This window comes from Flavihumibacter sp., assembly GCF_036676075.1.
Taxonomy (GTDB): Bacteria; Bacteroidota; Bacteroidia; order Chitinophagales; family Chitinophagaceae; genus Flavihumibacter.
Window position 1 is genome coordinate 230,802 of record NZ_JAKFDQ010000006.1, and the last position, 16,905, is coordinate 247,706.

Here is a 16,905-nt window from a genome sequence, read left to right on the forward strand (position 1 = left end):
TAATATTTTAGTTTGCAGATAAGCTCCGGATTGCTACTTTTGCAGTCCTTATCAACGTTAACCCTATTTGTTCACGCATTTAAATTTTTATTTACGATGCCAGTTAAAATGAGATTGCAGCGTCACGGCTCCAAGAAAAGACCTTTCTACTTCATAGTAGTGGCGGACGCACGTGCACCGAGGGATGGTAAATTCATCCAGAAGATCGGTACTTACAACCCCCTGACAGTTCCAGCGTCAATTCAGTTAGATCGCCAGCGCGCGCTCGATTGGCTGCACAAGGGTGCAGAACCAACTGATACCGTTCGCCGAATCCTGTCTTTCAAAGGTGTATTGTACCTTAAGCACCTGCTGCGTGGCGTGAAACTGGGCTTGTTCGATGATGTTACAGCTATGCAGAAATTTGAAGTATGGCACAAAGAACATGAAGCTCAGTTGAAGAAGCGTAGCGACGAGCATAGGCAACAGCGCCAGGTGCGCCGTTATCCAACTACCAACAGAAGACCCCAACCTCGTCAGGAAGGCGGCGCTGCTGAGTAATTGACAAAAAAGCTCTAAATAAAAGTCCCGGTGCCTGGCATCGGGACTTTTTTATGAAATCCTTATGCACTACAATAATATCGGTAAAATAGTTGCCACTCATGGTATTCAGGGTGAAATTGTGCTGAAACACGCCCTGGGCAAAAAAACGGCCCTCAAAGGACTTGAGATCATTTTCCTGGAATTGCGAAAAGGAGAATTCCTGCCTTATTTCATAATAGAGGCAAGAGCAAAAAATGAATCGGAGATATATCTGAAACTGGATGGTGTGCTCACCCGTGAAGCTGCCCAGAAACTTTCACAGAAAGAAGTTTGGCTGCCGGAAGAAGATTTCCATCGCTATGCATCTAAATCATCTCCAATATCATTACTTGGATTTCATATAATTTCTGATGGGAAAAATATTGGTGAGATACTCGAAGTCATTGAACAACCTCACCAGGTGCTCTGCCGCATCGATCTGAATGGTAAGGAAGCTCTTATTCCGGTTCATCCGGATACACTCCTCAAGATTGACCAGAAAAAGAAAGAAGTGGTACTTGATATACCGGATGGACTATTGGATATTTATATGGACTGATGAGCTGGATACCTTTCCAGTAGTTTTTCAATCTGCACCCAATGCCTCTTGTTATGGGCAACTATAAACATGAGCATGTCACCCAATTTTAACTTAAGGTATGGGGCTATGGAAACGGGTACCCTGATAGCATTCAGGTCAATATTTTCCGCCTTACCAATCAGCAATATCAATTTTCTCTGCCATTGCAGAAATTCACTTAGCACATTTTCACTATTGAGTTGGGCATTTGGGGAATGCCCTTTCATTGCCTTCATTTTGTTCTTTACAACTCCATCTTTTGGCATCATTGATCGGGTAAAATAACCACCCAACAAACCTGGGGTAAAGAATACAGAAGGTGCCGTCACCGATTTTTCTACGAGTTCCGTCATCTTTGGGATATAATACCGGTAATAACTATTGAGGTGTTCCAATACCTGTAAAGTGTTCCACCTGCCCGGTCCGTCATTGGATTCAAGTAATTCGATGGGAGTGTGATTTACAATCTGCTCTATTTGTTCAAGCAACAAAACAGAATCCTCTTTTAACGAATTAATCAGGTTACTGCTATTGTAATGTTTCATATACTTCTATTTGAAACCAAAACTAAATTCTCCTTTTATGCTGAATCTTGGTGTAGACCAAGATTTTCAGATCCTGATTGTAGCCAGCAATTTACTAAAGGTTGTAGCGTCGAGTCCTAAATAGGATGCCAGGTATTTATGAGGCACGATCTGTAAAATATGCGGGCTGCGTTTTAACAGGGTGCGGAATTTTTCTTCGGCTGAATAAACCATCAGCTCAATTTGTCTTTCCAGGATACCTGACACTGTATGCGTCAACGTTTTATACATCAGTTCAGCAATAGCAGGATGTTGTTGCCGGCATTTCTCAACAAGTGAATACGGTGCACGCAGGAAGCTGCTCATTGTTAATGTTTCAAGGAAATATCGGGATGGTTTCTGAAGAAGGAAGGAATCAATAATTCCTGAAAAGGAATAGGGATATGTAAAAACGATTGTCGCTTCTTTCTGTTCATGCAGGTGGAAACCACGCTGTACACCATCGGTCACAAAATATAGGTATTTCTCCACTTCACCTGCAGCCGTGATCACTGATTTTCGTTTAAAGGTAACCGGTACCCATATTGAGCTGAATTCCTCCCAAGCCTCTTCACCTACAGGATGGAGTTCTGTAAGTTGTCGCCGCATAATCTCAATAGGATCGTTCAACTCTTTCACTTCTGGTCAGATTTAATGAAATCGGTTGCAAAATAACTTTTTTCATTTCACACCCTTACATTTGATTATGTCATCCCCATCACGACTGATTGCTCATTTTGACCTTGATGCATTTTTTGTATCTGTGGAGTGTCTTAATGATCCTTCACTGAAAGGGCTGCCCCTGGCAGTAGGTGGAAGCAGTGACAGATCAGTTGTGGCAGCTTGTAGTTATGAAGCAAGAAAGTATGGGGTGCATTCTGCCATGCCTATGAAGACCGCTCTCCGAATGTGCCCACACCTTAAAGTGGTAAGCGGAACAAGGGGGGAATACAGTCGGTACTCCAGAATAGTTACTGACATCATTGGCTCGGCAGCCCCGCTTTTTGAAAAGGCATCGATAGATGAGTTTTATATTGACCTTACTGGTATGGAAAAATTTTTCCGGCCGATCGAATGGACACTGCAATTGAGGGAGCAAATCATAAAAACAACAGGACTTCCTATCTCATTCGGAATGGGAGCCAACAAAATGATCGCCAAGATCGCAACTGACGCAGCCAAGCCAAATGGCTATCTTTTCATTGAACCAGGAAAAGAAGTAGAGTTTCTTGACCCGATGAAAGTCAGCAAAATTCCTGGTGTTGGAGATCAAACAAATCGTGACCTTCTTCAATTGGGGATTGAAACAATCCGCGAATTGCGTTTAGCCAATCCCGATATGCTGCTCCGTCAGCTGGGAAAATTGGGACCAGAACTTTGGAACAAGGCTCATGGACGTCATTCGGGAGAGGTGAATCCATACCAGGAAGCCAAATCTGTGTCTACGGAGAATACCTATGAAACAGATATTACCGATCTATCCTTTCTTGAATCAGAACTTGTCAGGATGACGGAAAAGATAGCCTATGAACTTCGCCAGGAAAATAAACTCGCAGGATGCATTGCCGTTAAGATCCGCTACCCTGATTTTGAAACAACCTCCCGACAAACAACTATCCCTTATACCTTTTATGATGACGAACTAATTCCACAGGCCAGGGCTTTATTTCGGCAGCTTTACCGCAAAGGTTGCGCAGTCAGGCTTTTAGGGGTGCGGTTAAGCGAACTTACTGCTGAAGCAAAGCAAACCAATCTTTTCCAGGACATTGACCGGAAATCAGATCTATACAAGGCAATTGATTCGGTTAAGAATCAATTCGGGAAAGAAAGTATCAATAAAGCAGGAGGACTGAAAAACAGAAACCTATAAATCTAGTAGGTTTTTATTAAATTAGCATCCCATCAAGTTTTAAAAATTATCATATGAGTTTACGATTAGGCGATACGGTGCCCAATTTTAAAGCCGTAACTACAGAAGGAGAAATTGATTTTTATGAATTCCTGGGCGATGGCTGGGGTGTACTTTTTTCGCATCCTGCCGATTATACCCCTGTTTGTACCACAGAATTGGGACGCACTGCACAACTCAAAGAGGAGTTTGCAAAACGCAATGTGAAGGTGATGGCAGTTAGTGTTGATCCGATTGATAAGCATTTTGGCTGGCGCAATGACATCAATGAAACACAGCATTGTACGGTTGATTTTCCCATCATTGCTGACGAAGATAAAAAAGTAGCAGAGCTGTATGATATGATACACCCGAATGCATCAGCAACTGCCACCGTTCGTTCATTGTTTGTAATTGGACCGGATAAGAAACTCAAACTATCAATAACCTATCCGGCATCAACAGGAAGGAATTTTTATGAAGTATTAAGGGTAATAGATTCCCTGCAACTTACTGCCGATTATAGCGTTGCTACGCCTGCTGACTGGAAGGCCGGCGATGATGTAATAGTTGTACCTGCTGTTAGTACTGAAGATGCAATCCGGAAATTTCCAAAGGGGGTTAAGGTGGTAAAGCCTTATCTGCGTTATACTCCTCAGCCGGATCTGGACTGATTCTAAATGGTCATCTACAATTTTAAAATACCCGGATGCATGGCACCGGGTATTTTTTTGTAAGTTACGTATTACAAGAAACCAATTGCTGTTATGAGAAAATACTCCCTGCTTCTGCTACTTTTATTTGTACTAAATGGTCTGCAAGCCCAAAAGACTTTGCTTCATTGTGGACAATTGATTGATGTTAATTCCGGTAAAATACTCACTTCGATGACCATAGTAGTAGAGGGAAAAAAGATTTCGGATGTTGTTACGGGTTATACAAAAGGTACTGCATCAGATAAGGTTATTGATCTGAGGAAATTTACAGTGATGCCGGGCCTTATAGATATGCACGTGCACATGGAGAGTGAAACAAGAAAAGGGGCAACAGCTGACAGATTTATCAAGAACCCTGTTGATATTGCTTTTGAATCGCTTCAATATGCGGAGATTACATTGATGTCGGGTTTCACATCAGTTCGTGATCTGGGAGGCTCAGGAGTTAATATTTCACTACGTAATGCTATTGCAGCAGGAAAAGTGAAAGGGCCGAGGATATTCACTGCTGGAAAATCTATCGCGACTACAGGCGGACATGCTGACCCCACAAATGGTTACCGGAAAGACCTGATGGGCAATCCGGGTCCGTTGGAAGGTGTAATTAACGGCGCATCAGATGCCTACCAGGCCGTTCGCCAACGCTACAAAGACGGATCTGATCTCATTAAGATCACAGCCACTGGTGGAGTTTTGAGCCAGGCGAAAGATGGTGCTAATGCTCAGTTTACCGTAGAAGAAGTAAAGGCAATTGTAACAGCCGCAAAAGATTATGGCTATATGGTGGCGGCACATGCACATGGTGCAGAAGGCATCAAACGCGCTATCAGGGGGGGAGTAAATTCTATTGAACATGGAACCTTTATGGATGATGAAGGAATTGCCCTCATGAAAGAATTCGGAACCTGGTATGTTCCAACAATTACCGCAGGTAAATCGGTTGGGGATAGCGCTAAGATTCCCGGCTATTACACAGATATCGTAACTCCTAAAGCACTGGCAACGGGCCCGCAGATCCAATCAACTTTTGCCAAAGCTTATAAAGCAGGGGTTAAAATTGCATTCGGTACGGATGCAGGGGTTTACGCACATGGTAAAAACTGGCTGGAATTTGTTTACATGAATGAAGCTGGAATGCCTGTATTGGAAGCCATTCGTTCAGCAACCCTTTCAGCAGCTGAATTACTGGGGGTGACCAACCAGTTAGGGGCCATTGAAAAAGGGAAGCTTGCGGATATCATCGCTGTAGAAGGTGACCCCTCAAAAGATGTCAGATCCATGGGGAGGGTGCGTTTTGTTATGAAAGAGGGAAATGTTTACAAAGGGGAATAGATGATTGGCCGGCGCAACTAATTTCAGGCTGGATTTCCTTTTCCATATAATTTATTGTAATTTGTCAGTCCTAAACCTCTTGTATGAAAAAGGTTTCCCTCTGTACCACCACACTGATCGCATTGTTTTTTATGGCTTGTGATCAATCCATTCCTGATAGCAGCAGTTCAACTTATTCATCAGTTCCAGCCCTTCCTGCTACAACTGCTGGAATAACCCCTTCATCTGATGCAGCTGTGCCTGCATTAGGTCCGGTTGCCACCGCTAAACGAAACCCCGCCCATGGTCAGCCCGGCCATCGCTGTGATATCGGCGTAGGTGAACCACTTCCCGGAACCGGTTCCACCACTAGTGCATTACCTGCATTGCCCGGTGTAACTGCTCCAAACCTGAGGTCTTTTGCTACTCCTGCTGCCAGTCTAAACGGCACGCAGGCTTCTTCAACAGTGTCCCTGAATGCACCTGGTACTGGCCAGCAGGTTCCTGTTACAGCTTCATCAGGCTCGGCACTCAATCCAAAACACGGAGAGCCTGGCCATCGCTGCGATATTGCTGTTGGGGCACCACTTAATTCATCCCCTACAACAAATTCAAGCAGCTCACCTGCTGTTACAAATACACAAATAAATTCCAGTCCAATAAAACTTAATTCAAATTCATCAACCGCCTCCGGTATGAATCCTAAGCACGGAGAGCCAGGCCACCGTTGCGATATTGCTGTGGGAGCCCCGTTAAACAGTGCTTCGAAATCCACCCCCGCAGCAACAACAACAACAACCCCGGTTGCAAACTCGTTACCCGCCCCCCTGGCTGCCCTTGGTAATGATACCGTTGCAAATACAAACTTTACATCATCTACAACTCCCGGAACAACCGATTCTAAATCTACTGCTGCAGGAATGAATCCCAAACATGGCCAACCCGGTCATCGTTGCGATATTGCAGTAGGAGCACCACTGGATTCAAAACCTAAACAATAGATATAACCGATTGGCCAGATTTATTATCTTCCACTCCTCTTGAGAGTGTTACTTGTCATATCATGGATCCTTATAATAGCCGTAGTGTTACCCTTTGTAAGGGATGACTACTGGATCTTTCGCATCTTTGAATATCCCAGGTACCAAAAATTCCTCCTCCTGCTTCCATTTTTTGCTGCCCTTCTCTGGTTTGGAGATTACAGAAACTGGTTCCATGTCTCCACCATGATCTTGCTGGCACTTTCCATCATTTACCTCGCATACCGCATATGGCCTTACTGGCCTTTTGCCGAAAAGGAAATGAAAGATATCGCCTCCACAAACAGAGCCAATCAGGTGAAAGTTATATGTGCAAACGTGCTGCAGGAGAATAACGCATATGACCGCCTTTATCAACAACTAAAGGAACATGATCCCGATATCATTTTTCTCCTTGAAACAGACCTCAAATGGCAGGATGCAATGGATGAAAAATTGAATAAAGCATATCCCCATACCCTCAAAATGCCATTGGACAATACCTATGGATTATTATTCTATAGTAAAATGCCGCTGGAAGGGGGGAAGATAAATTATCTGGTAGATCCGGAGGTGCCATCTGTTGAAACGATTGCGGTGTTGCCTTCAGGCCAGCGTATAAAAATATGGGGGCTCCATCCCAAGCCACCCGTACCAGGTGAAGATGACCGATCAACCGCAAAAGACAAAGAACTGATGAAAGTGGCACTTCGGGCAGAAAAGGAAAAACTGCCGGTAATGGTGATGGGTGACCTCAATGATGTGGCCTGGAGTTACGTAACTGAATTATTCCGCAAAACCAGCGGACTGCTTGATCCAAGACGGGGACGCGGCTTCTATAGTACCTTTTCAGCTAAAAGCTGGTTCATCAGTTTCCCGCTGGATTATATTTTCTGCTCAGCTGATTTTGGTCTGATAAATATGCAACGGCTGCCCAAGAACGGATCAGACCATTATGCCATAGTGAGTCATTTCGAATACAAACCTGTTTTGAAGAATATTCAGGAAGAGCCTCAAGCCGATCCTTCTGAAAAAAAGGAGGCCATTGAAAAAGCTGCTAAGCCGCAATGATGGAAGTATATGACAAAAATCAGGTAACATATCTGGGCTTTCCTCAGTAGTTTCAATTAATATTTATAGCCATGAAAAAATCAGCTTTATTGCTGCTCGTACTCTTCATTTCATCAGTTACGACGGCACAAAAATTCAAATCTTTATTTAATGGAAAAGACCTAAGTGGGTGGAATATCCATGGTACCGAAAAATGGTACGTAGAGGATGGAAACCTGGTGTGTGAAAGTGGTCCCGATAAACAGTATGGATACCTTTCTACCGACAAGCAATACAAAAATTTTGAATTGCGGCTTCAGTTCAAACTCGAAGCAAATGGGAACAGTGGCGTTTTCATCCGTTCCAGTATTGATGGTACAAAAATCAACGGATGGCAGGTTGAAGTGGCTCCACCCGATCATCACACAGGGGGTATCTATGAATCGTACGGAAGGGGATGGTTAATCAAACCTACACCTGTAGCCGAAAAATTTCTGGATGCAAAAGGATGGAATCAAATGCGCATCCTTGTTGTGAATGATGAAGTGACCACCTGGTTAAATGGGTATAAAATGGTCAATATAAAAGATGAAAAAATAGGAGCCGGTAATGGATTTATTGCCTTGCAGATCCACGATGGTGGTGGTATAAAGGTTAGATGGAAAAAAATCGAGATCAAGGAATTGAATTAACCCGAAAAAATTATAAGCATGTCAAACAAAAGAGATGCCTCCCGGAGGAAATTCATCCGGAATTTTGCTACTGCAACTGCTGCCCTTGCTACAGGCCAGGCAGTACTGGCAACAGAAAGAGAACCTGCATTTTTCAATATTCTGCACCGTAATGGGTATGCAGCCAATGACACTATAAATATTGCCCTGATTGGTGCCGGCATCATGGGTGTGCAGGACGCAATAACTGCTTTACGAGTGCCTGGTACCAAGATGGTTGGTGTATGTGATCTGTATAAGGGGAGGCTATCTGAAGCAAAAACACGTTGGGGTGCTGATCTTTTCACCACCCGCAGTTATAAGGAATTGCTCAGCCGCAAAGATATAGATGCGGTGATCATTGCCACGCCCGATCACTGGCACCAGCAAATCTCTATTGATGCGATGCGTGCAGGTAAACATGTTTACTGTGAGAAGCCAATGGTACATTCCATTGGTGAAGGGCCGGCTGTAATTAAGGCGCAGAAAGAAACCGGTAAAATTTTTCAGGTGGGTAGCCAGGGGGTATCCTCCCTGGGTAATGAAAAGGCAAAGGAATTACTTAAAGATGGCGCTATTGGAGAATTGAATTATGCTGAAGGTTTTTGGGCAAGACATTCTCCAACCGGTGCATGGCAATATCCAATTCCGGCTGACGCATCTCCAGAAACAGTTGACTGGGAAGCGTTTATCAGCAATACAACAAAACGTCCATTCGACAAGACCCGCTTTTTCCGCTGGCGCAATTATACCGATTACGGTACGGGTATGTCAGGAGATCTTTTTGTGCACTTATTTTCCAGCCTGCACTTTATAACTGATTCATTTGGTCCTGAAAAAATATATTCGTCTGGTGGACTCCGTTATTGGAAGGATGGTCGCGAAGTACCCGATGTATTGCTTGGCACTTTTGATTATCCCCAGGCCAAAGCACATCCCGCATTCAATCTTTCTCTCCGATGCAATTTTGTTGATGGAACCAGCGGCACTACTTTTTTGAAACTTGTAGGAAGCGAAGGTTCCATGGATATAACATGGGATGATGTAACACTCAAAAGAAATAAGGCTGTTGAATCGGATGATCCTTTCTTCATTGAACAAATGAAAAAAGCCGGCACACCCATTACAGGCCGTAAGCGTATACTCCCACCTGAGGAATATACTTTCAAGGCAGAAAAAGGATACGAGGGTGGCCCATATGACCATTTCGTAAATTTCTTTGAAGCAATCAGGAAAAACGGGAAAGTGGTGGAAGACGCTGTGTTCGGATACCGGGCAGCAGCCCCTGCATTATTATGCAATGACAGTTATCATCAGGATAAAGCCATGTTGTGGAATCCTGAGAAAATGGAACTGGTAAAGAGTAAATAGTAAAGTGTCTGACACATGTTAGGAACTTGTTCGAATATATGTTCGAACGTATACTTAACATGTGTCAGACACCTTAGGTGAGCTTTCCCAATTGCTGAAGAACAGCCCTGAGATCTTTGGGCACAGGTGCTTCTAGCGATACTGTATTGCCGGCCATATCTGTAAAGCGGAGTTCTCGTGCATGGAGGGCAAGTCGGTTCAGCAAAGGTTTCTCTTCCAATACATCTTTACCTAACTTATATTTCTTCTTTATCGAGGAGAGCATAACTGGTTTGCCATCACCATATAATGGGTCACATACTATTGGGTGGCCCATATGTTTCATGTGAACCCTGATTTGGTGTGTACGCCCGGTAAGAATCTTAAACTCCAGCCAACTGTATTGTGAGAAGGCATCCAGCAGACGGAAAGCCGTAATTGATGGCTTTCCTTTCCTCACAACAGTCATCAGGCCTTTCTTTGCCGGATGTTCGCCAATAGGTTCATCAATGATACCCTCTTCTTCATATACCCTGCCAAGTACAAGGCCATTATAAAATTTTTCGGTGGCTCGTGATTCAAACTGTTGTGATAAAAAACGGTGTGTTGTTTCATTCTTTGCAAACACAATCACACCGCTGGTTTCCTTATCAAGACGATGCACTGTCAGAATTGAACCGTAGCGTGCAATTAGGATATCTTTCAGGGATGGCTCTGACTGTTCGCGGTCGGGAATTGATAATAGTCCCGCTGGTTTATTGATAGCCACATAATCATCCGTTTCGGATAGTATCTCCAGTTTATGTTTCATTCGATTCCTTCCTTGAGAAGTCAATTATTTTTTCGCACTTTTGTTGAAATGCTTAAGCAGGCGTACTTCTCTTTCATTAAGGAATCGCCACTTACCGCGGGTTACGTTCTTCTTAGTAAGACCTGCATACATCACCCTGTCGAGGCCACGAACATCATATTTCATATGTTCAAAGATTCTGCGGACGATTCTGTTCCTTCCGCTGTGTATCTCAATCCCGATCACGGTTTTATCTTTTGGATCAGCATAACCCATAGCATCCGGCGTTACGAAACCATCTTCAAGAGTAATGCCATTTGCTATTGTATCAAAATCATGTTTTGTAAGCGGCCTGTCTAAGGTTACCTCATAAATCTTTTTAACCTCATGCTTTGGATGGGAGAGGGTTTGGGCAAGATCGCCATCATTGGTAAAAAGCAAAACGCCGCTGGTATTGCGGTCGAGTCGCCCAATAGGATAAACCCGCTCAGTTGTAGCAGTCTTTATGAGATCAAGTACTGTCTTACGGCCTTGAGGATCTTCAGTTGTGGTGATATAATCCTTAGGCTTGTTCAACAAGATATAAACAAGATTCTTTGAAATAGTTATTCTTTTTCCATTGAGCTTGATCTCATCTTTATCTGTCACCTTAAAACCCGGCTCGGTAACTGGTTTGCCATTTACGGTTACACCACCTTCTTTCACCAGGGCAGCAGCATCTCTGCGTGCACATATACCACAATGGGCAATATATTTATTAAGGGGCATCTGTGCGCCTGCTGATTGAAGGTTGGGATCACGATCCCGATAACTCATGTTATCAGCTGCTATATTTTTTTCAAGTGGGATGGCTGTCCTTTTTGTGGACGACCTTCCTGATGCCGGAGCAACCGGCCGCATGGGTTTATCAGAAGATGCATCATAACGGGCTGACCTTTCAGCCTGAGTAGAAGATTTTTTAAAACCTGATTTGGATGCCGGCGCAGGCGCATTTCGGGGAAAATGGCCCTTTGGGGTTTCTGCCTGATTCGAACGCTCTTTACGCTTTTCATCAAAACGCTGATCAATGGCAGATGATCGCTCGTTTTTCTCTTCCCTTCTTTCTTTGCGGTACTGTTCCTTCACGGTACCCGCTTTCTTTTTGTTCGCGAATTTCTCGAACCCTTTGGGTTGCTTCATATTTTTGTATTTACTGTTTTTCAACAGGGATGGCTGCAAAAATACAAAAGACAGCTGTTAAAGCTGCCTTTTTGTAGGTTTACGAGCGTTCGGAGTCGCCACCATTCACCTCATAAACTTCCGGTGAACCAGGCGCATAGGGTGTGTCGTAATTATTTGACTGTTTTTTTCGGACCTTTTTCTTTCCTCACCCTTTTCATTATTTCCTGCTGTTCGGGGCTAAGAATTGCTTTGATATTGCTGCGATGCTCCTCTGCCAGCGCCTTCATTTGCTTGCGTTGCTCTTCCTGTGCAAGTGTTTCATTGGCTTTTATGAGGTCGGCCCTGGATTTGAAATCCTTATTAAGTTGCTCCATTTTAGCGCTTTGATCTGCACTCAGGTTCAGCTGGGTCTTCATTTTCTCCATCCTCGCTCCTGACATTTTATGCCTTTTCATAGAGCGCTCGGCCTTTTGCTTCTCAAGTTGCTGACGCTGTTCAGGGGTCAGGATAGCCATCATTTCCGCCTTGTGCTCTTTTCGCAAAGCATCGATTTTAACTTTCTGGGCTTCCGTTAACTCAATTCCTTTCATGCGGCCACCTTCACGTTTTCCATGGTGCATGCCTTCATGACCACTGTCCTGGGCTATGGCCATCTGCATGCTCATTCCCATCACTAAAACTGTCAGTATTCTTTTCATATGCTATGCATTTGATACATAGACCCCAGGAACTGTTACAGGTTTAATGCTTTTGTTAAAAGGTAATGTTAATGCCTTCAGCCTTTATTTGCCAACTGGCCACAAGCGGCATCGATGTCTTTTCCCCGGCTCCGACGCAAACGAACATTTACCCGGTGCTTCTCGAGATACCGCATAAATTCCATGGTCTTCTCTTCATCGGGCTTTTCAAAAGATGCCAGTTCAATAGGATTGTATTCAATTATATTAATGAGATCGGCGGGTACCTGTCGGTAAAGTTTTACCAGTTCATCAGCATCCTGAATAGAGTCATTGAAATCTTTGAAAAGTATATATTCAAAGGTGATTTCATTTCCAGTTTGCTGGTAGAAATAATTTAAAGCATCAATGAGTGAACGTATATTATTTGTGTCATTGATGGGCATGATCTCATGACGCTTTGCATCATTGGCGGCATGCAGGGAGAGAGCTAGTTTGAACCTCACTTTGTCATCCCCTAATTGCCTGATCATTTTGGCAACACCGGCAGTGGAAACAGTAATGCGACGTGCACTAATGCCCAATCCTTCCGGAGAGCTGATCATCTCAATGGCTTTTAATACATTCTTGTAATTTAGTAATGGTTCGCCCATTCCCATGAAGACTATATTAGTCAGTTTCTTGCCATATACTTTTTCGCTCTGTTCATTGATAAGAACCACTTCGTCAAAGATCTCATCAAATTCAAGATTACGCTTGCGATCCATATAGCCTGTCGCACAGAATTTACAGCTGAGTGAACAGCCAATCTGGGAAGAAACACAGGCAGTTTTGCGATCATCGGTTGGAATAAGTACCCCTTCAACAAGATGGCTGTCGAAAGTGCGAAACCGGCTTTTAACTGTTCCATCACCGCTGTGCTGGGTAACATCATGGGTGAGAGCCGGTAGGCTGAAATGTTCTGCTAGCCTTGCCCTAAGCTCTTTGCTTAGGTTGGTCATGTCTTCAAAACTCCTCACATGCTTCGCCCAGAGCCATTCGTACACCTGCCTGGCCCGGAATTTTTTCTCGCCAAGCTGTTCAAAATAACTCTCAAGCTCCTCCTTCGATAATTGCCTGATATTCTTCTTCCCCATTGTTACCATGGCGCAAAGATATGTATGTTTAATTGCAGCAGCTTCATGTACAATTCATGACAGTCGGGTTTCGGGCATTGAGAAAACTTTAACACAGATTAATTATCTAGTAGGTTACACTTATCCATATTTCACTTTATGCTGCCTGAGACTGTTCATAACTTGATGGTACACCAAATGCCTTATACTATGTTTACAAGAACATCCCTTTTCACCTGCCTTTTGCTTGCCACATTGGCCGGTGGAACCTCATGCATGGTTGCCCAATCGCACCGGCTTGAGCACGATTACGACGAAGGTTCCAAAGAACGCCGGCTTATTGTTAAAGTTCCGGATGGCTATTTGTCTGAAAACCATCAAAAACAAGAGGAGGGCTACATGGTACGTACCTTCAACTATCCGGATGGTGCCTCTTTTTTTATTGCATGTAAAGAGATCTCCACTAACCCGGTGCCCACCATCGAAAAGAGTGCCGATGTAATGACCGCACTATTAGCCAGGATGGGTGGTGAAGGTGCTGGAACAAGTGCAGAAGGCACCCACTGGCGCCGAACATTAAAAGACGGATTTGTCGTGGGTTTTTCTGATGTTGATCCAAAACGGCTGGATCTTTTCAATAAATCGGTCAAAACCGTCAAATGCGGCAATTGAAGATTTCAGGAGGCCTTCCATCATTTTGGAAGGCCTTTTGTATAGTTGCATTCAATAATAAATGCCAAATCCCTAAATTGTAGAAAACACTTGTTATATGAAAATTAAATTGCTCTTATGCTTCTACTTCATTACCACCTTTTCAAATCTGATGGCTCAGCAGGACAGTACCAAAAAGCCAGTGCCAACCCATATTGATTTTATCGGTAAATACTCCTTTCCTGCAGGAAGTGTTGTTCCGCATGTAGAAGTGGTGGGAGATAGCCTTTCGGCGCTTACTATGAACTCAGAAGCCGGTTCATCCCCAATGGTTCACACAGAGGGAGATAATTTCGAAATAACGAGTTTCAGTGGTACTGCCAGCTTTAAAAGAAACGATACTACCAAGCAGGTCATAGCTATTCATATTGAAGCGATGGGTTATATTCTGGACGGTGAAAAAGATAAAAATGGTACAGGTTTTACCTGGAAAGTTCGGTTACAGCCATCTCTTCATATAGTAGCCAGCACAAATCATTCAAAAGCAAAGCTCGAAAGCGCCGACTGAGTAATTGTTTCCTGAATACTCCGGCCGAGATCCTTTACAACGCAATTCCCTTCTTCAAGCTCCTTGCTGCCAAGGATCACGATAAAGGGAATTGATTTTTTGTCTGCATACTTAAACTGTTTGTCGAATTTTGCCGACTCAGGGTAGATTTCACAGCGTATGCCCTTGTTCCGGAGCTCTTGCATGAGTGTATATGCACGGCGACTTTCCATCTCGCCGAGGTTAAAGAATAGAACTTGTGTTCCATTATGAACTCCTGCAGGAAATAAACCCAGTTCATCCATCACATCATAAATACGGTCAACACCAAAACTGATACCCACACCAGGAACATTTGGTACTCCAAATAATCCTGTCAGATCATCATATCTGCCACCTCCCCCAATACTTCCCATCTGTACTCCTTGCGCCTTGATTTCGTAAATGATACCGGTGTAATAATTAAGTCCACGTGCAAGGGTGAAATCGAGTATTATGGATGCTGATTCCCGATTTCCAGTGTCAGGTTGGTGATAACCCAGTACAAATTCCAACTCCCTGATTCCCTCTTTTGCCTCATTATACTGGCCCAGCAGTTCCTCAACCTGTTTCAGTTTTTCTTCATTGCTTCCGTTTACCGCAAGGTATTTGCTTATGCTATTGATCTGTTCCTGACTTAGGCCCCGCTCAGCAAGCTCCTGGTTCACCTTCTCAAGGCCTATCTTATCAAGTTTGTCAATGGCTGTAGTGATATCAACCATCTTATCAGAGCCTCCACAATGCTCCGCCAGTGCCGCCAGGATCTTTCTGTTATTGAGCCTGATCTCCACTTTTATTCCAAGACGTTGGAAAACGGTGGCATATATGGCAGTGAGTTCCACCTCATTCATCAGAGAATTACTACCCACCACATCAGCATCACACTGGTAAAATTCGCGATAACGACCTTTCTGGGGCCGGTCCGCCCGCCATACCGGCTGTATCTGGTACCTCTTGAAGGGAAGGGTTAGTTGCCCATAATTCATGGCCACATACCGGGCAAAAGGAATGGTAAGGTCATAACGTAGAGCCCTTTCCGTAAGGTTCTTATCGTTTTTTCCCAACATTACCTGATCGAATGCCGCCCTGGAGCGATCGGCGTTTTTGGGATCATTCAGTCCATTATTAAGGATCTTGAAAATCAGCTTATCCCCCTCCTCACCGTACTTTCCCATCAGTGTATCAAGATTTTCCATGGCAGGAGTTTCCAAGGGCTGGAAACCATATGTTTCAAAAACCTGCCTGATTGTATTGAAGATATAATTCCTTTTACGGACGGTTTCCGCGCCAAAATCGCGGGTTCCGGAAGGAAGGGAGGGCTTGGACATTAGGGATTGGGGTTTGAAATTTGTTGGTTGATAGTTTTCTTTTTCACTGCTGTTCTTATAATTTCTTCGCAGGCGCTCTCAATAAGGGCATAAACAGAATGGTATCCGGGTTCAGTGCCATACCATGGATCAGGCACATCCTTATTGCAGGATGGTTCCAGCACATTTAATAACAAGTCTGCCCTGGTAGGGTCAAATTCATGCCGGGCAATATGTTTGATTTCATCCATTACATCTGAGGCCATAGCATAAATCAAGTCATAATGATGGAAATCTGAAGGCCTGAACCTTCTGGCCTTTTGACCACTGATGTCTATCCCATTCAGCCTTGCTACTTTTTGAGACAGGAGATGAGGGGCTTCGCCAACATGATAGCCGTTGGTTCCTGCACTTTCAACAGTCCAGTTCAACCCCGCCTCACTGGCCTTTTGCTTCAATATACCCTCCGCCAGCGGGCTTCTGCAAATATTGCCCAGGCAGACCATCAGAATCTTCATGCCCGCAAAAATAAGGTAGATTGTTTTATGGATTCCATTTCAGGAGGCATCTCAGCAGTTGATTATTATTTTTCCTAACTTGCCTCTCCCGGATAAATGAACCACTTTATTATGGCCTCAGACTCACAGGATAATAGAAGAAAGCAATACAGCCTGATGCGTTCCATTCTCGATTATGGAATGGGCGGCCTGATCCTGCTCTTTGGAATTTTCTTTCTTTTTTCAGAAAAACTTGGATTTAGCTTTGATATGGAGCCGATTTTCAAGTATTTTTTCTCTTTCCTATGTATTGTTTATGGAGGTTGGCGCATCTACAGGGGATACCAAAAGAATTATTATTCCGAATAATAAC

General features: G+C 43.8%; 20 protein-coding genes. 12 read left to right on the top strand and 8 right to left on the bottom strand.

Annotation, left to right across the window (positions count from 1 at the left end):
• Positions 1 to 159 precede the first annotated feature (159 nt).
• Both rpsP and rimM read left to right on the top strand, forming a co-directional pair.
• Complete coding sequence (rpsP, locus tag V6M43_RS01065; protein WP_442902309.1) at positions 160 to 540, top strand: 30S ribosomal protein S16; 381 nt, start codon at positions 160 to 162, stop codon at positions 538 to 540.
• Positions 541 to 604: 64 nt separating this feature from the next.
• The gene (rimM, locus tag V6M43_RS01070; RefSeq protein ID WP_332732198.1) at positions 605 to 1,120 is read left to right on the top strand and encodes a ribosome maturation factor RimM; all 516 of its coding nucleotides are present in this window, start codon (positions 605 to 607) and stop codon (positions 1,118 to 1,120) included.
• On the opposite strand, the gene V6M43_RS01075 is transcribed toward rimM, so the two are convergent.
• Entirely contained in the window at positions 1,108 to 1,686 is a 579-nt protein-coding gene (locus V6M43_RS01075) for a DinB family protein (protein ID WP_332732199.1), read from the bottom strand. The two genes, rimM and V6M43_RS01075, sit on opposite strands and share 13 nt — an antisense overlap.
• 66 nt (positions 1,687 to 1,752) lie before the next feature.
• On the bottom strand, positions 1,753 to 2,343 hold the full coding sequence (locus tag V6M43_RS01080) for a Crp/Fnr family transcriptional regulator (RefSeq protein ID WP_332732200.1): 591 nt from the start codon (positions 2,341 to 2,343) through the stop codon (positions 1,753 to 1,755).
• A gap of 67 nt (positions 2,344 to 2,410) precedes the next feature.
• Between V6M43_RS01080 and dinB the strand changes: the two genes are divergently transcribed.
• From dinB to V6M43_RS01115, 7 genes are all read left to right on the top strand, one after another.
• Positions 2,411 to 3,574 carry a DNA polymerase IV gene (dinB, locus tag V6M43_RS01085; protein WP_332732201.1) on the top strand — a complete coding sequence of 388 codons (1,164 nt, stop codon included), beginning with the start codon at positions 2,411 to 2,413 and terminating at the stop codon, positions 3,572 to 3,574.
• A gap of 53 nt (positions 3,575 to 3,627) precedes the next feature.
• On the top strand, positions 3,628 to 4,266 hold the full coding sequence (locus V6M43_RS01090; protein WP_332732202.1) for a peroxiredoxin: 639 nt from the start codon (positions 3,628 to 3,630) through the stop codon (positions 4,264 to 4,266).
• 213 nt (positions 4,267 to 4,479) lie between these two features.
• Positions 4,480 to 5,640, top strand: coding sequence for a metal-dependent hydrolase family protein (locus V6M43_RS01095; protein WP_332732203.1), 1,161 nt, complete (start codon positions 4,480 to 4,482; stop codon positions 5,638 to 5,640).
• 83 nt (positions 5,641 to 5,723) lie between these two features.
• The gene (locus tag V6M43_RS01100) at positions 5,724 to 6,620 is read left to right on the top strand and encodes a hypothetical protein (RefSeq protein WP_332732204.1); all 897 of its coding nucleotides are present in this window, start codon (positions 5,724 to 5,726) and stop codon (positions 6,618 to 6,620) included.
• 45 nt (positions 6,621 to 6,665) lie between these two features.
• Positions 6,666 to 7,709 carry an endonuclease/exonuclease/phosphatase family protein gene (locus V6M43_RS01105; RefSeq protein WP_332732525.1) on the top strand — a complete coding sequence of 348 codons (1,044 nt, stop codon included), beginning with the start codon at positions 6,666 to 6,668 and terminating at the stop codon, positions 7,707 to 7,709.
• A gap of 71 nt (positions 7,710 to 7,780) precedes the next feature.
• The gene (locus V6M43_RS01110; protein WP_332732205.1) at positions 7,781 to 8,380 is read left to right on the top strand and encodes a 3-keto-disaccharide hydrolase; all 600 of its coding nucleotides are present in this window, start codon (positions 7,781 to 7,783) and stop codon (positions 8,378 to 8,380) included.
• Between the two features lie 18 nt (positions 8,381 to 8,398).
• Positions 8,399 to 9,769 (top strand): Gfo/Idh/MocA family protein, encoded by a 1,371-nt coding sequence (locus V6M43_RS01115; RefSeq protein WP_332732206.1) that lies wholly within the window; start codon positions 8,399 to 8,401, stop codon positions 9,767 to 9,769.
• A gap of 73 nt (positions 9,770 to 9,842) precedes the next feature.
• On the opposite strand, the gene V6M43_RS01120 is transcribed toward V6M43_RS01115, so the two are convergent.
• From V6M43_RS01120 to rlmN, 4 genes are all read right to left on the bottom strand, one after another.
• Positions 9,843 to 10,559 carry an RluA family pseudouridine synthase gene (locus tag V6M43_RS01120; protein WP_332732207.1) on the bottom strand — a complete coding sequence of 239 codons (717 nt, stop codon included), beginning with the start codon at positions 10,557 to 10,559 and terminating at the stop codon, positions 9,843 to 9,845.
• 24 nt (positions 10,560 to 10,583) lie between these two features.
• A complete protein-coding gene (locus V6M43_RS01125) occupies positions 10,584 to 11,717 on the bottom strand; it encodes a pseudouridine synthase (protein ID WP_332732208.1) in 1,134 nt (377 codons plus the stop codon).
• Positions 11,718 to 11,869: 152 nt separating this feature from the next.
• Entirely contained in the window at positions 11,870 to 12,397 is a 528-nt protein-coding gene (locus tag V6M43_RS01130) for a hypothetical protein (protein WP_332732209.1), read from the bottom strand.
• A 77-nt stretch (positions 12,398 to 12,474) separates the two neighbouring features.
• Positions 12,475 to 13,521, bottom strand: a complete 1,047-nt coding sequence (rlmN, locus tag V6M43_RS01135) for a 23S rRNA (adenine(2503)-C(2))-methyltransferase RlmN (protein ID WP_332732210.1) — start codon at positions 13,519 to 13,521, stop codon at positions 12,475 to 12,477.
• 180 nt (positions 13,522 to 13,701) lie between these two features.
• Here rlmN and V6M43_RS01140 point away from each other — a divergent pair, with 180 nt between their 5' ends.
• Together V6M43_RS01140 and V6M43_RS01145 are read left to right on the top strand one after the other, a co-directional pair.
• Positions 13,702 to 14,163 (top strand): hypothetical protein, encoded by a 462-nt coding sequence (locus V6M43_RS01140; RefSeq protein ID WP_332732211.1) that lies wholly within the window; start codon positions 13,702 to 13,704, stop codon positions 14,161 to 14,163.
• Between the two features lie 97 nt (positions 14,164 to 14,260).
• Positions 14,261 to 14,710 (top strand): hypothetical protein, encoded by a 450-nt coding sequence (locus V6M43_RS01145; RefSeq protein ID WP_332732212.1) that lies wholly within the window; start codon positions 14,261 to 14,263, stop codon positions 14,708 to 14,710.
• Here V6M43_RS01145 and hisS read toward each other — a convergent pair.
• Both hisS and V6M43_RS01155 read right to left on the bottom strand, forming a co-directional pair.
• Positions 14,677 to 16,056, bottom strand: coding sequence for a histidine--tRNA ligase (gene hisS, locus V6M43_RS01150; protein WP_332732213.1), 1,380 nt, complete (start codon positions 16,054 to 16,056; stop codon positions 14,677 to 14,679). The genes V6M43_RS01145 and hisS overlap by 34 nt on opposite strands.
• The gene (locus tag V6M43_RS01155; RefSeq protein ID WP_332732214.1) at positions 16,056 to 16,553 is read right to left on the bottom strand and encodes a low molecular weight protein-tyrosine-phosphatase; all 498 of its coding nucleotides are present in this window, start codon (positions 16,551 to 16,553) and stop codon (positions 16,056 to 16,058) included. Before V6M43_RS01155 ends, hisS begins: the two co-directional genes overlap by 1 nt.
• Before the next feature lie 111 nt (positions 16,554 to 16,664).
• Here V6M43_RS01155 and V6M43_RS01160 point away from each other — a divergent pair, with 111 nt between their 5' ends.
• On the top strand, positions 16,665 to 16,901 hold the full coding sequence (locus V6M43_RS01160) for a hypothetical protein (RefSeq protein WP_172644648.1): 237 nt from the start codon (positions 16,665 to 16,667) through the stop codon (positions 16,899 to 16,901).
• Positions 16,902 to 16,905: the final 4 nt, after the last annotated feature.

Bases quoted from the DNA above. Each gene is read 5' to 3' on its own strand.
- V6M43_RS01160 (WP_172644648.1), top strand. From the start codon at position 16,665: ATGGCCTCAGACTCACAGGATAATAGAAGAAAGCAATACAGCCTGATG.
- rimM (WP_332732198.1), top strand. From the start codon at position 605: ATGCACTACAATAATATCGGTAAAATAGTTGCCACTCATGGTATTCAG.
- V6M43_RS01075 (WP_332732199.1), bottom strand. From the start codon at position 1,686: ATGAAACATTACAATAGCAGTAACCTGATTAATTCGTTAAAAGAGGAT.
- V6M43_RS01125 (WP_332732208.1), bottom strand. From the start codon at position 11,717: ATGAAGCAACCCAAAGGGTTCGAGAAATTCGCGAACAAAAAGAAAGCG.
- V6M43_RS01100 (WP_332732204.1), top strand. From the start codon at position 5,724: ATGAAAAAGGTTTCCCTCTGTACCACCACACTGATCGCATTGTTTTTT.
- dinB (WP_332732201.1), top strand. From the start codon at position 2,411: ATGTCATCCCCATCACGACTGATTGCTCATTTTGACCTTGATGCATTT.
- V6M43_RS01130 (WP_332732209.1), bottom strand. From the start codon at position 12,397: ATGAAAAGAATACTGACAGTTTTAGTGATGGGAATGAGCATGCAGATG.
- V6M43_RS01090 (WP_332732202.1), top strand. From the start codon at position 3,628: ATGAGTTTACGATTAGGCGATACGGTGCCCAATTTTAAAGCCGTAACT.
- V6M43_RS01145 (WP_332732212.1), top strand. From the start codon at position 14,261: ATGAAAATTAAATTGCTCTTATGCTTCTACTTCATTACCACCTTTTCA.
- V6M43_RS01115 (WP_332732206.1), top strand. From the start codon at position 8,399: ATGTCAAACAAAAGAGATGCCTCCCGGAGGAAATTCATCCGGAATTTT.
- rlmN (WP_332732210.1), bottom strand. From the start codon at position 13,521: ATGGTAACAATGGGGAAGAAGAATATCAGGCAATTATCGAAGGAGGAG.
- V6M43_RS01120 (WP_332732207.1), bottom strand. From the start codon at position 10,559: ATGAAACATAAACTGGAGATACTATCCGAAACGGATGATTATGTGGCT.
- V6M43_RS01140 (WP_332732211.1), top strand. From the start codon at position 13,702: ATGTTTACAAGAACATCCCTTTTCACCTGCCTTTTGCTTGCCACATTG.
- V6M43_RS01095 (WP_332732203.1), top strand. From the start codon at position 4,480: ATGACCATAGTAGTAGAGGGAAAAAAGATTTCGGATGTTGTTACGGGT.
- hisS (WP_332732213.1), bottom strand. From the start codon at position 16,056: ATGTCCAAGCCCTCCCTTCCTTCCGGAACCCGCGATTTTGGCGCGGAA.
- V6M43_RS01110 (WP_332732205.1), top strand. From the start codon at position 7,781: ATGAAAAAATCAGCTTTATTGCTGCTCGTACTCTTCATTTCATCAGTT.
- V6M43_RS01155 (WP_332732214.1), bottom strand. From the start codon at position 16,553: ATGAAGATTCTGATGGTCTGCCTGGGCAATATTTGCAGAAGCCCGCTG.